The following is a 12831-nucleotide window of genomic DNA, read 5'->3' as shown; positions in this document are numbered from 1 at the left end:
TGCCGCGGTGCCGAGAGGTACGAGGGCGGCGTCGAGGATCGAGCGCGGCCGTGCGCCGCTGCGGCGGGGCTCCGTGACCGGCCCGGGGAAGGGCCAGTAATACGGGGTCCGCGGAGCCAGTAACCTTGTGCGGGGCGCGATCGCGTCCCGCAGAGACCTCCACCCCGCACCAGGAAGGTGTTCCCACCGTGGACAACGGCGCCGCCCGTACCGCTCCGGCTGTGATTGTCGCCATCGACGGCCCCTCCGGCACGGGCAAGTCGAGCACCTCGAAGGCCGTGGCCGCGAAGCTCGGGCTGAGTTACCTGGACACGGGGGCGCAGTACCGCGCGATCACGTGGTGGATGGTCAGCAACGGCATCGACATCACGGACTCCTCCGCGATCGCCGCCGCGGCCGAGAAGCCGGAGATCATCTCCGGCACCGACCCGGCCGCGCCGACCATCACGGTCGACGGGACCGACGTCGCCGGCCCGATCCGTACGCAGGAGGTCACCTCCAAGGTGAGCGCGGTCAGCGCCGTGCCCGAGGTGCGTGCCCGGATCACCGAACTGCAGCGCACCCTCGCCGGGTCCGCGCCGGTCGGCATAGTGGTCGAGGGCCGGGACATCGGCACCACCGTGCTGCCCGACGCCGACCTGAAGATCTTCCTCACCGCCTCCGCGGAGGCGCGTGCCGCCCGCCGCAGCGGCGAGCTGAAGGGCGCGGACATCGACGCGACCCGCGAGGCGCTGATCAAGCGGGACGCGGCCGACTCCAGCCGCAAGACCTCCCCGCTCGCCAAGGCGGACGACGCGGTCGAGGTGGACACCTCCGACCTCACGCTCCAGCAGGTCATCGAGTGCGTCGTCACTCTCGTCGAGGAGAAGCGGGCCGCCAAGTGACCGCACCCTCCGCAAGAGGCGCCGAGGTGGGGCGCCGGATCGGCGTCGGCCTGATGTACGGGCTGTGGAAGCCGCGCGTGCTCGGAGCCTGGAAGGTCCCCGCGACCGGCCCGGTGATCTTCGCCGTGAACCACTCGCACAACATCGACGGGCCGATGGTCATGGGCGTCGCGCCCAGGCCCACGCACTTCCTGATCAAGAAGGAAGCGTTCATCGGCCCGCTCGACCCGTTCCTGCTGGGCATCGGCCAGCTGAAGGTGGACCGCGAGATCGCCGACCGCACGGCCATCACCGACGCCCTCGGCGTCCTGGCCTCCGGCGGCGTCCTCGGGATCTTCCCGGAGGGCACCCGGGGCGAAGGCGACTTCGCCTCCCTGCGGGCCGGGCTCGCGTACTTCGCGGTGCGCAGCGGAGCCCCGATCGTCCCGGTGGCGGTACTGGGAAGTTCCGAGAGGACCAGCCGGTTGACAAAGGGGCTGCCCCCGCTGCGCAGCAGGGTCGACGTCGTGTTCGGCGACCCCTTCGAAGCAGGCGACGGCAGCGGACGGCGTACGCGCCAGGCGCTGGACGAGGCCACCGGCCGTATCCAGAAACAGCTCAGCGCCCACCTGGACCACGCCAGGCGTCTGACCGGACGCCCGGAAAACGCCGGGCGCCCCGTCGGGCGCTAGGCGACACTTAGTAGTGGATCACCCGGTTTACGGGTGTTCCACCGATCACCACGAATGAACGACGAGGTACGGACTTCATGAACGACCACATCCAGCCCGACGGCTCGGCGGAACACGAGCACGGGGCGCTTGGCGATGCCGAGTACGCGGAGTTCATGGAGCTCGCCGCGGAAGAGGGCTTCGACCTCGAGGACGTCGAGGGCGCGATCGGGGAGGCGGGCCACGGCCCGCTGCCCGTCCTCGCCGTCGTCGGCCGCCCGAACGTGGGCAAGTCGACCCTGGTGAACCGCATCATCGGCCGCCGCGAGGCCGTCGTCGAGGACAAGCCCGGCGTCACCCGCGACCGCGTGACCTACGAGGCCGAGTGGGCGGGCCGCCGCTTCAAGCTCGTCGACACCGGCGGCTGGGAGCAGGACGTCCTCGGCATCGACGCGTCCGTCGCCGCGCAGGCCGAGTACGCGATCGAGGCCGCCGACGCGGTCGTCTTCGTCGTCGACGCCAAGGTCGGCGCGACCGACACCGACGAGGCGGTCGTACGCCTGCTCCGCAAGGCCGGCAAGCCCGTCGTCCTGTGCGCCAACAAGGTCGACGGCATGAGCGGCGAGTCCGACGCCTCGTACCTCTGGGCCCTCGGTCTCGGCGAGCCGCACCCGGTCTCCGCGCTGCACGGCCGCGGCACCGGCGACATGCTGGACGCCGTCCTGGAGGCGCTGCCCGAGGCCCCGGCACAGACCTTCGGCACCGCGGTGGGCGGCCCCCGCCGCATCGCCCTCATCGGCCGCCCGAACGTCGGCAAGTCCTCCCTGCTGAACAAGGTGGCGAACGAGGACCGCGTGGTCGTCAACGAGGTGGCGGGCACCACCCGTGACCCGGTCGACGAGCTCATCGAACTCGGCGGCATCACCTGGAAGTTCGTCGACACGGCGGGGATCCGCAAGCGCGTCCACCTCCAGCAGGGCGCCGACTACTACGCCTCGCTGCGCACCGCCGCCGCCGTCGAGAAGGCCGAGGTCGCGGTCATCCTGATCGACGCGTCCGAGACCATCTCCGTGCAGGACCAGCGCATCGTCACCATGGCCGTCGACGCGGGCCGCGCCATCGTCCTCGCCTTCAACAAGTGGGACACCCTCGACGAGGAGCGCCGCTACTACCTGGAGCGGGAGATCGAGACCGAGCTCGCCCAGGTCGCCTGGGCGCCCCGGGTGAACGTCTCGGCCCGCACCGGCCGCCACATGGAGAAGCTCGTCCCGGCGATCGAGACCGCCCTGGACGGCTGGGAGACCCGCGTCCCGACCGGCCGCCTGAACGCCTTCCTCGGCGAGCTGGTCGCCGCCCACCCGCACCCCGTGCGCGGCGGCAAGCAGCCCCGCATCCTGTTCGGCACGCAGGCGGGCACCAAGCCCCCGCGGTTCGTGCTCTTCGCCTCCGGCTTCATCGAGCACGGCTACCGGCGCTTCATCGAGCGCCGCCTGCGCGAGGAGTTCGGCTTCGAGGGCACGCCGATCCACATCTCGGTGCGGGTGCGCGAGAAGCGCGGCGCCAACAAGAAGAAGTAGCGCCTGAAGGCAAGAAGAAGGAGCGCCTGAAGGCGACGCGAAGGGGCGGCTCCCACAGGAGCCGCCCCTTCGCGTCGCCACGCGAGGTCCCGCCGTTCAATGACCCCTGCGCGGTGCGGGCGGCAGCGCGGCCGGGATGTGGTGCATCCCGGTGCCGTGCTGGCGCGCGCCCGGCTGCCAGACGGCGGTCGCCGTCGAGGTCTGCCCGTGCTGAGCGGCGATCTGCCGCGCGGTCTGCGCCCCCGCGCTGTACGAGCTGTAGGAGTTGTACGAGCCCGACGAGCTGTAGGAGTTCGAACCGCTCCCGAGGCTCCCGAAAGCCTTGAAGCCCAACTCCTCCTCGCCGTGCCGGTCGCCGGGCAGAGTCCTGAAGGATCTGACCCACTCGGCGTGGAGCGCGTCGTAGATCGGCGTGGGGGACGGGCCGTCCTGAGGATTCTGCACCGGTCGCGACGCCGGCACCTCTCTGCTCGAACGGAGGGGAGAGCCCGAGGGCGGGACCGGCTGGAAGGGTCGGCGGCCGGGGGCGTCGTAGGTGTGCACGTACGTGCCAACGACCCCGCCGCCCAACAGATGCGGCCGACGCGGTCATTTCGCAGGCCGTCCGGTGTGAGCGGCGCGCGCGAGGGCGCGGGGAACCGTGCGGACGACCCTCCCCGGCCGGAGCCGGCCGGACGCCCTCAGTTCCCCGGCGAACCCCGCCGAGCGTGCGCCTACCGCCCCGTCCTCAGGTACCGGCGAGCGGCATCGCGGCCGCGACCAGCTTGCCGTTGGCCGCCGCCTTGTCGAGCGCGTCGCGCAGCAGGTCCTCCCGGGGCTGACGGCCGATGGAGCCGACCGGCGCCGCGAACAGCAGCACCTGCTGGTGCTTGTTGGCGGCGGCGCGCCAGCTGTCGGTGACCTGGAGTGCCTGGTGGGCCTGCCACCAGGCGACGGGCGAGCCGCCTCCGGTGCCCGGCTGGAGCACGGCGTGCAGCTGGCCCGCCGCGAGCAGTACGGACCAGCCGTGCAGGACCGGCGGCACCGAGTTCAGCTCGGTCGCGGGCATGAAGCCCTGCTCGATCAGCAGGGGCAGGAAGTCGTCGCCGATGTCGGTCGAGCCGGGGCGCACGATCGGCCCGGTCGGTTCGACGACGAGCGCCGGGTGCAGCTCGCCGTTGATGAGGACGAGTCCGCTGGTGACGCCGAGCACGGCCTGCTCGGGGGCGGAGTCGGCGGGCGGGCCGTCGGGGTGGATCGAGCGGACGGCGCCCTGGAGTTGCTCCTCGGTCACCTGCACGACCTGTGAGGGCAGGCAGGTGGCGTGGGCGAAGGCGAGGACGGCGGTCTCGTCGCCGATGAACAGGACGGTGCTGGTGCGCTCCTGTTCCGAGTCGCCCGGGGTGCGGCACGACGTGCAGTCGTAACTGCCGGGGGCGTTCTCTCCGGCGAGCAGCCGGTCGGCTTCTTCGTCGCCGATCTCGGCGCGTACGTCGTCGCTGACGTCGAGCATGCGCGGCACGGTGGCTCCTCGGGATGCGGTGCGTGGCGGTGCCGGGTGGCTCCCGGCCCATGAATCGGGGGTTCCCGGCTCATGAAGATGTCAACGGGTGATCTGTGGCCGGAGTCACGCTCGAGAGCGAACGGAATCGAACCATCCGACGCCCACGGTGAAGCCGCCCCCGGAATTGGTTACTCCGAGTCAACTTCCAGGAGTCCGAAGGAAGTTGACTGGGTGAAGTGGGTCACAGATCACAAGGGGAGCAGGTCGACAAATCCGGAAATCACCCAATGAAGTGGGTGGCCGAAAATCGATGATACCTGCGGTAACGGCTAACTGGCCTCGAATGACGAAGAGTTGGTTGATATCAGGGCGCCCGGCTCCATAGATTCCTGCGCCGTGTGCACAGAGCACCGCTCGGGTACGTCCGCCGGCCGCACCACACCGGACCACAGCACAGCCTTCGGCGGACGGGGGCGGAGCGCGACGGCCGCGTCCTACACGCGGGCCGCCGCGTCCCGTCCTGGGGGACCCCGGGTGTTTCGAGAGGGAACTACATGTCCGCATGTGCCGATAGCACTCACGAGAACAGTCACAAGGCTCGTCCGGCGAACAAGACGCGCACGACGGCGGTCCTCGCCGGGGCGGCACTGCTCGCCCCGCTCGGACTGCTCGCCGCGACCGGCGACGCCACCGCGGCCGACAGTGGAGTGTGGGACCGCATCGCCCAGTGCGAGAGCGGCGGCAACTGGCACATCAACACCGGCAACGGCTACTACGGGGGGCTTCAGTTCTCCGCCGGCACCTGGCGCGCCTACGGCGGCACGGCGTACGCGCCGACCGCCGACCGGGCCTCCAGGAGCGCGCAGATAGCCGTCGCGTCCAAGGTCCAGCGCGCACAGGGATGGGGGGCCTGGCCCACCTGCTCGGCCCGCGCCGGAGCCTACGGAAACGCGCCCGCCTCGGGTGGGGGCTCGGCCGCGGGAGCGGCGACCACCAAGTCGGCGCCCAAGTCGGCGCCCAAGTCGACCACCAAGTCGGCGCCCAAGTCCGCCCCGGCGAAGCAGGCACCGGCGAAGACGCCGGCACGTCCGTCGGGCCACAGCAACCGCGGCGCGTCCCGCGGCGACTACACCGTCCGCGCCGGCGACACCCTGAGTGCCATCGCCGCGCGGCACGGGACCACCTGGCGGAAGCTCTACGCCGCCAACGAGACCGTCATCGGCGGTGATCCCGACCTGATCGTGCCCGGGCAGCGGCTCGACGTCTGAGCCCCGCTCCCCCTCGTCCCGGGCACGGGGCCCCGCCCGGTCGTCCGACCGGGTGGGGCCCTGGGCGTGCCGGGCGCGGCTGGGCGGGACGGCGCGCCGGTCTGCTTAGCGTGGCCCGATGCCTTTCATGCCGACCAGCCGGACCCTGCCGACCACATGGACCGTGCCCGGTTCGCCGGGCGGACACGTCCGGTACGCGGCCGTGGTCGCCGCCTTACTGACCGCCCTCGTTCCCCAGGCCGCGGCCGCCGTGCCGCGATCCGCGCTTCCCGGCCCCCGGACGGCCGGAGTGTCCTACGACTGCGCGGACGACGAGTGGCCCTGGGGCTGTCTCGCCGAGTGCGAGAGCAGCGGACGCTGGCACCTGAACACCGGGAACGGCTACTACGGGGGGCTCCAGTTCTGGCAGCCCACCTGGAAGGAGTTCGGGGGGCTCGCCTACGCACCCCGCGCCGATCTCGCCACCCGCGCGGAGCAGATCAAGGTCGCCAAGAAGGTGCTGGCCGTCCAGGGGTGGGGTGCCTGGCCCGCCTGTTCCAAGAAGTACGGACTGGAGATCCGCTTCCATGTGGTGAAGACCGGCGAGACACTCTCGTCGATCGCCCGCAAGTACCGCATCAAGGGCGGCTGGCAGGCTCTCTACCAGGCCAACACGAAGAAGATCGGTACCAGCCCGGACCGGCTCAAGCCGGGCACCCAGCTCGTCATCCCGTAGGCCGCGCCCCTCTCCGGGCCGCCTCGGCCGCTTCTCCGCTGAACACGACGGCGCCACGGCGCAGTTCATGGACGAACGTCGTCCGGCCCGGCCGCGCGCGCAGCCCCGGCGGCATGCGCTGCTCGGCGACCACCACGCACGCGTCGAGAGCGCCGAGCAACTCGTACGTCCGGGCCGCGACCGTCGGCGACATGCCCTGCGCGGGTTCGTCGACGAGCACCACGCGCGCGCGTGCCAGCAGGGCGCGGGAGAGGGCGAGCATGCGCTGTTCGCCCCCGGAGAGGGTCCCGGCGCGGCGGGTGAGGAGCGGCGCCAGGTGCGGATAGGCGTCCAGGGCGGCCGTGATGTCGCCCGCCGCGAGCTCCAGGTTCTCGCGGACGGTCAGCGAACCGAACACGGCCCGGCGTTCCGGGACGAGGCACAGTCCGCGCCGGGCGCGCTCGAACGCGGGCACGCGCGTCACGTCGGCGCCGTCCCAGACGACGGCGCCCGCGGACAGCGGCACGGTCCCGGCGAGAGCGCGCAGCACGGTCGTACGCCCGGAGCCGTTGCGGCCCAGCAGGACGGTGAGGCCGGGGCCGGGGGCGACCACGGTCACGCCGTGCAGGGCCTCCAGGGGGCCGTAGCGCACGCGCGCGTGGCGCAGGGCGATGCCGCTCATCCGCCGGTCCTCGTGTCCAGGACACGGTCGGCGGGCCCCGAGGTGACGATCCGTCCGGCCGTCATGACGTGGACGGTGTGGGCCAGGTCGGCGACCAGATCGAGATCGTGCTCGACGACCAGGAGGGCCATGCCCTCAGCGGCCAGCGCCCGCAGCACGCGGGCCAGCGCGGTCACCTCGCCGGTGTCGAGACCGGCCGCGGGTTCGTCGAGCAGCAGCACCCGGGGGCTTCCGGCGAGCGCCCGGGCCAGTTCGACGCGCCGGAGCGTCCCGGTCGGCAGTCCCGCCGCGGGCAGCGACCGCACCGGCCCGTCCAGCTCGAACAGGCGCAACGCCCGCTCCACCGCCCCCGGATCGGCGATCCGCCCCTGCTCGGCGCCGACGCGCACGTTCTCGGCCACGGTCAGCGACGGGAAGACCGCCAGCTGTTGGAAGGTCCGCGCGATCCCCAGCCGTGTCCGCGCGTGCGCCGCGAGACGGGTGATGTCCCGCCCGCCGAGGAGCACCCGTCCGCCCGAGGGCCGCAGCGTCCCCGCGAGACAGTGGAAGAGGGTGGTCTTCCCGGCGCCGTTGGGTCCCACGACCGCGGTGACCCGCCCCGGCGGGATGTCGAGCGAGACCCCGTCGAGAGCGGTGAACCCGCCGTAGGCGACGTGGAGCCGACGGGCGGTCAGCGGGGGCGGCGGAGTCCGGGCGGGGCGGCCGGTGCCGTCCGCCGCCGGCCCCGTCACGCCGGGGCGGTCAGGAGACTCGGCCGCCCCGGAGGGAGCCGGGGGTTCGGCACGCGCCGGGCGGCCGGGCGGCCCCGCCGGTACCGCGGGAGGAGGACCGGCGTCCGGCGCCGGGGACGCCGGTCCCGGGCGGGACGGGCGGCCGGGTCGCGGCTGCCGTGCCGGGTGCGCACCGCGTACCGGACGCCGCGGGTCCGACGCGCTCCCCGGCCCGTGGGCATCCTCGCCCGGACGGCGGGAGGCGGGTGGGGCGGGCAAGGCGGGCGAGCCGGGTGGGGTGGGCGAGGGGAAGGAGCCGGTCGGGGTGGGGGAGCCGGGGCGCGGTCGCCCGGAGGGGCTCGGCTCCCTCCGGCCCACGTCGGCCGGAGCCGTGGCCCCCGTGGCCGCTTGCCGCACGAGGGCCGCGGGCCGCCCCTCCACCGCCGGGCGCAGGTTCCGGCGGACGCGCGCGCCCAGCGGGGTCAGGGTCGCCCCGCGGCGGAGCCGGAGCCGGGACGTCGCCGCGCGCATGGCCTCGTAGGGGCCCTCGGGGAAGCGGCCGACCAGGACGGCGAGGACACCGATCAGCGCCGCCGCCACCCCGCCGCGAGCCCCCGCGTCGAGCCCGACCAGCAGCGCCGCGGCGACGAGCGCCCCGAGAACACTGTCGGCGCCGAGCACGACGACCGCCGCGAACCAGAGCAGACCGCGGACGGGGTCGTAGGCGGTGGCGTCGAAGGCGCGCAGGCCCATGCCGAGCATGCCGCCGCCCAGCGCGGCCAGCGCGGCCCCCGCGACGAACGCGGTCAGTTTCAGGGCCGGGACGCGGACGCCCGCCGCCGACGCGCCCGCCTCGTGGTCACGCATGGCGGCCAGGGCGCGGCCCGTCCGGCCCCGGCGCAGCGTGTGCGCCGCGAGCAACGCGGCCGCCAGCAGGACGAGTTCGAGGACGTAGTACGCGCGGTCGCCGTCGAACCCGGCGGGACGGCCAAGGGACAGGCCGGCCACCGCGTACGGCTGGGCGAAGACGAAGCGGCTGACGCCCACGCCCACCGCGAAGGTGGCCACCGCGAGCGCCAGACCGTGCCGTCTGATGGCCGGCCATCCGGTGAGCACACCGAGCGGGGCCACCAGGAGCACGGCCACCGCCAGCGCGGCCAGTTCCGGCAGCCGGGGCAGACCCGGGAAGCGGCCCGCCGCCAGCAGCGCGGTGAAGAGGGCGCCCAGACCGGCGTACGCGGCCTGCCCCAGTGAGATCTGGCCGCCGCGGCCGGTGACCACGACGAGGGACAGCAGGACGACACCGAGCGCGGGCACCTGGACCGAGGTGTGCAGGTCGGAGCCCGCGAGTCCGAGGGGCAGCAGGAACAGGACCACGGCCACGGCCCAGGCCCCGGGCGGCGTCGACACGCGCGCAGGCGCCGTGCGCGGGAGCGCGTCGCGGGAGCCGATGCCGGGCAGGACGAGCGCGGCGACCAGCAGCGCGACCACGAAGAGGTTGGCGCCGACCGCCTGGAGCAGCGGTTCCGCCCACCCCGAGGGGTGCAACCGGGTGAGCTGGCTCTGCGCGACGCCGATGCCCAGGGCGACGACGACGGCCACCGGGAGACTGCGCATCCGGGCGGCCACCGCGACCGCCATGACCTCCATGACGAGCAGCGGCATGCCGTACGGGTCCAGCCGTACGTACGGCGCGAGGAGCACGCCCGTCAGGCCCGCCGTGAACGAGCCGAAGGCCCAGCCCGCCGCGGCCACCCGGTCCGCGTCGATACCGCCGAGCACGGACAGCGAGCGGTCGTCGACGACGGCTCGCAGCTCCGTGCCGAAGCGGGTCCAGCGGGTCACCGCGCCCACGCCCAGGGCCAGCGACACCGCCACCGCGAGCTGCCCCCACGGATCCGCCGACACCAGCGTCGGCGCGTCCGACTGGGCCCCGGTGCCCCACACCAGAGCCGCCCCGCCGACCAGCAGCACGAAGACACCGATGGACGCGACGAGGGTCTGCGCCGGGTCACCGCCGAGGACGGACAGCGGCCGGAACACGAAGCGCTCCAGGGCCATGCCGATGGCCGGGGCCACCAGCAGCAGCGTCACCGAGGCGCCGAGCGCGAGCGGCCAGCCCCACTCGACCGTGAACTGGCGCAGCAGATACGCGCACACCATCGCGATCGCGCCGTGCGCGAAGTTGAGCACGCCGGTGGCGCGGTAGGTGACGATCAGCCCGATCCCGGTGAGCGCGGCGGCGCTGCCGACCGAGAGACCGGCGAGGGTGAGGTCGTACGTCAGCGAGGACATCAGTCGTCCGGATCGGTGGGCGCTCGCTCGGGGTCGGACGGGCGTTCTGTGAGGGGTGGCCCACCCTGGGCGGCGGCGGGCCGCCCGTGCCCCTCGGCATCGGGCTCGTCGGCGTCGTCCGGTTCGCAGATGGGGCAAGGCCCGAGGTCTCCGCTCGCCAGGACGCGCGAGTCGGCCGGCACGGCCTCCGGTTTCCCGGCGACCAGGGGGCAGTCCGCGCGGTGGTACAGGGTGCCGCCGGGCACCATGAGGAGGTCGCCGCTCACGGCGAGAGGAGCGGCCACCGCCCGCCCGGATTCCTCGGCGTCGACGGACCCGGCGGCCACCAGCAGCCCGTACAGCTCCTCGACGCGGGCCGCCGCCAGCGCGTTCCTGCCGTGTGTCAGCAGCACCGCGCCGGCGATGATCAGCGCGGCTCCGGGCACGGTGCAGGAGGCGAGATAGGGCAGCTGACGTTCCGCGTACCGCTCACCGGAGATGCCGTACCAGCCGATGACACACAGCACCGCCCCGGCGGCGAGCGCGGCCCAGCCGGCCCACAGGACGGGGTGCACGGTCCGCAGTCGAGCTGTCCGCATCCGGACTCCCACACGTCGTGTATCTGTCCATGTCAGCCGATGGCTTGCACTATGCCCTCTGGAAGCTGACCCTGAAAGCACCGGGCGCGGATGGCCCGGACCGACACCCGGTGGTGAGCCAGATGGTTCTCGGGAGCGACCTCAGGCGGGGGACCGCGCGGGGAGTGGCGGCGACGGCGGTTCTCGTCCTCGCCGCGGCCCTCACGGCATGCAGCGACGACAGCGGCGGCGCGAGTACGGCTCCGCCCACACCCTCCGTCGATCAGTCGACCAGCGCGCAGCCCAGCGCCACGGCCCCGTCCGACCCGGCGGCGGCCGAGCAGGAGATCAAGCAGAACTGGGAGAAGTTCTTCGACCCGGCAGTCTCCACGAAGGACAAGCAGGCCGTTCTGGAGAACGGTGATCAGATGGCACAGGTGCTCCAGGGCTTCAACGGCGACCAGCGTGGTCAGCAGGTGAAGGCGAAGGTCGAGAAGGTCGAGTTCACCTCGCCGACCGACGCGAACGTCACCTACACGCTGACCCTGAAGGGCGCCACGGCCCTGCCGAACGCCTCGGGGACGGCCGTCGAGCAGGGCGGCACCTGGAAGGTCTCCGTCAACACGCTCTGCGCGCTGGTCCAGCTGAGCGGCGACGCATCCTCGAGCGCTGCCCCGGGCTGCTGAGCGGCGGTGCGGCGCACAGCGGCCGGGGCCGCCGTCGCGTGCCTGGCGCTCCTGCTGGGCACGGCCTGCGGCAGCCGGCTCCCCGAGAGCGACTTCGAGGACCGCGCCACGCCCCCGTCCCCGGGAAGCGCCGAGCCGATCCGCGTCGGCGTCATCAGCAGCGCCACCAGCCCCGTCGGCGGCTCCGCCTTCACCGGGCCGCGTGACGGGGCGAAGGCGTACTTCGACCGGCTCAACGCCCGGGGCGGCATCGACGGGCGGCGGGTCGAGGTGCGGCTGTGCGACGACGGCGGCAGCGGCGTCGGCAACAACGAGTGCGTGCACCGGCTGATCGACGAGGACAAGGTCGTCGCCCTCGTCGCCACCACCGCACTCGACTACGCGGGCGCCTCCCGGGTGTCCCACGCGCGCGTGCCCGACATCGGCGGCCAGCCCATCGGACCGGCGTACGACACCTATCCGCACCTGTACGGGATCTACGGCAGCCTCGCGCCGCGCGACGGCACGCCCGGCTGGGACGGCAAGCTGTACGGCGGCACCGAGGTCTACCGCTACTTCAAGCGCGTCCACGGCGCCCGTACGGCCGCCGTCGTCTCCTACAACCAGTCCGCCTCCGCCGCCTACGCCCGGCTGGTCACCCAGGGGCTCAGGGCCGACGGCTACCGGGTCGTCACCGAACAGGTCGACTTCGCGCTGCCCAACTTCCGTGCCGCCGCGGCCGACCTGAAGGAACAGGGCGCCGATCTCGTCTTCGACGCCATCGACACCCACGGCAACGCCCAGCTGTGCAAGGCCATGGACGACGTCGGCGCCCAGGTCACCGCCAAGGTCACCAACGTCCAGAACTGGACGTCCACCGTGCCCGAGGACTACAAGGACGCACCGCGCTGCCGCAACGCGCTGTGGGCCACGGGGTCGAGCCGCGACTACGAGGACGTCGGCGATCCCGCCGTACGGGAGTTCCGTGACGCGACCGCGGGACTGAAGACGCATTCGCAGTGGCAGCTGGAGGGGTGGGCTGCGGCGCGGTGGTTCACGGACGCGGCGAGGGCGTGTGCGCGGGCCGGCGTCACGCGCGGGTGCGTCGACGCGTTCATGAACCGGGGCGAGCCCTACAGCGCGGGCGGGCTGCTGATTCCGGTCACGTACGAGCGGCTGCCGAACCCGCCGAAGACGCGTCGGGCCTGCCTCTCGGTGGCTCGCTGGCGCGACGGCCGGGGCTGGGTCTCCCAGGGGGACATGAACGCGACCTGCTTCGACGTGCCGCAGATCGCCTACCGGCCGTGAACCGCTGTCCCGCTCGCCGCGGGGAGGCGAAGGGCCCGGCGTCGGAGCCGCCCGGCAG

Annotated in this window: 11 protein-coding genes and 1 pseudogene; 7 read left to right on the top strand and 5 right to left on the bottom strand. The window is 73.4% G+C overall.

Features of this window, described 5'->3' with window-relative positions:
- The first annotated feature begins 188 nt into the window (after window positions 1-188).
- From cmk to der, 3 genes are all read left to right on the top strand, one after another.
- Window positions 189-884 (top strand): (d)CMP kinase, encoded by a 696-nt coding sequence (gene cmk, locus OG788_RS12025; protein WP_351551795.1) that lies wholly within the window; start codon window positions 189-191, stop codon window positions 882-884.
- A complete protein-coding gene (locus OG788_RS12020; RefSeq protein ID WP_406370637.1) occupies window positions 842-1555 on the top strand; it encodes a lysophospholipid acyltransferase family protein in 714 nt (237 codons plus the stop codon). The genes cmk and OG788_RS12020 overlap by 43 nt, the downstream gene beginning before the upstream one ends.
- 77 nt (window positions 1556-1632) lie before the next feature.
- Window positions 1633-3111, top strand: coding sequence for a ribosome biogenesis GTPase Der (der, locus tag OG788_RS12015; protein ID WP_351551792.1), 1479 nt, complete (start codon window positions 1633-1635; stop codon window positions 3109-3111).
- 96 nt (window positions 3112-3207) lie between these two features.
- Here der and OG788_RS12010 read toward each other — a convergent pair whose 3' ends face one another.
- On the bottom strand, window positions 3208-3555 hold the full coding sequence (locus OG788_RS12010) for a hypothetical protein (RefSeq protein WP_351549263.1): 348 nt from the start codon (window positions 3553-3555) through the stop codon (window positions 3208-3210).
- A 283-nt stretch (window positions 3556-3838) separates the two neighbouring features.
- The gene (locus OG788_RS12005) at window positions 3839-4612 is read right to left on the bottom strand and encodes a hypothetical protein (RefSeq protein ID WP_351549266.1); all 774 of its coding nucleotides are present in this window, start codon (window positions 4610-4612) and stop codon (window positions 3839-3841) included.
- 536 nt (window positions 4613-5148) lie between these two features.
- Between OG788_RS12005 and OG788_RS12000 the strand changes: the two genes are divergently transcribed.
- Window positions 5149-5862, top strand: coding sequence for a transglycosylase family protein (locus tag OG788_RS12000; RefSeq protein ID WP_406370634.1), 714 nt, complete (start codon window positions 5149-5151; stop codon window positions 5860-5862).
- A gap of 118 nt (window positions 5863-5980) precedes the next feature.
- Window positions 5981-6577 carry a transglycosylase family protein gene (locus tag OG788_RS11995; RefSeq protein ID WP_406370632.1) on the top strand — a complete coding sequence of 199 codons (597 nt, stop codon included), beginning with the start codon at window positions 5981-5983 and terminating at the stop codon, window positions 6575-6577.
- On the opposite strand, the gene OG788_RS11990 is transcribed toward OG788_RS11995, so the two are convergent.
- From OG788_RS11990 to OG788_RS11980, 3 genes and pseudogenes are all read right to left on the bottom strand, one after another.
- On the bottom strand, window positions 6567-7238 hold the full coding sequence (locus OG788_RS11990; protein WP_406370630.1) for an ATP-binding cassette domain-containing protein: 672 nt from the start codon (window positions 7236-7238) through the stop codon (window positions 6567-6569). The genes OG788_RS11995 and OG788_RS11990 overlap by 11 nt on opposite strands.
- Complete coding sequence (locus tag OG788_RS11985) at window positions 7235-10243, bottom strand: ABC transporter permease subunit (protein WP_406370628.1); 3009 nt, start codon at window positions 10241-10243, stop codon at window positions 7235-7237. Before OG788_RS11985 ends, OG788_RS11990 begins: the two co-directional genes overlap by 4 nt.
- A gap of 104 nt (window positions 10244-10347) precedes the next feature.
- Window positions 10348-10821: pseudogene (locus tag OG788_RS11980) on the bottom strand (hypothetical protein); the annotation flags it as partial.
- Between the two features lie 122 nt (window positions 10822-10943).
- Between OG788_RS11980 and OG788_RS11975 the strand changes: the two are divergent.
- Entirely contained in the window at window positions 10944-11486 is a 543-nt protein-coding gene (locus OG788_RS11975; RefSeq protein ID WP_351549277.1) for a hypothetical protein, read from the top strand.
- A 6-nt stretch (window positions 11487-11492) separates the two neighbouring features.
- Window positions 11493-12773 carry an ABC transporter substrate-binding protein gene (locus tag OG788_RS11970; protein ID WP_406370625.1) on the top strand — a complete coding sequence of 427 codons (1281 nt, stop codon included), beginning with the start codon at window positions 11493-11495 and terminating at the stop codon, window positions 12771-12773.
- Window positions 12774-12831 lie beyond the last annotated feature (58 nt).

The organism is Streptomyces sp. NBC_00647 (genome assembly GCF_045207245.1).
Classification (GTDB): domain Bacteria; phylum Actinomycetota; class Actinomycetes; order Streptomycetales; family Streptomycetaceae; genus Streptomyces.
The sequence above is the reverse complement of the archived record's forward strand: the minus strand, read 5'-3'. Positions and strand labels throughout refer to the sequence as shown.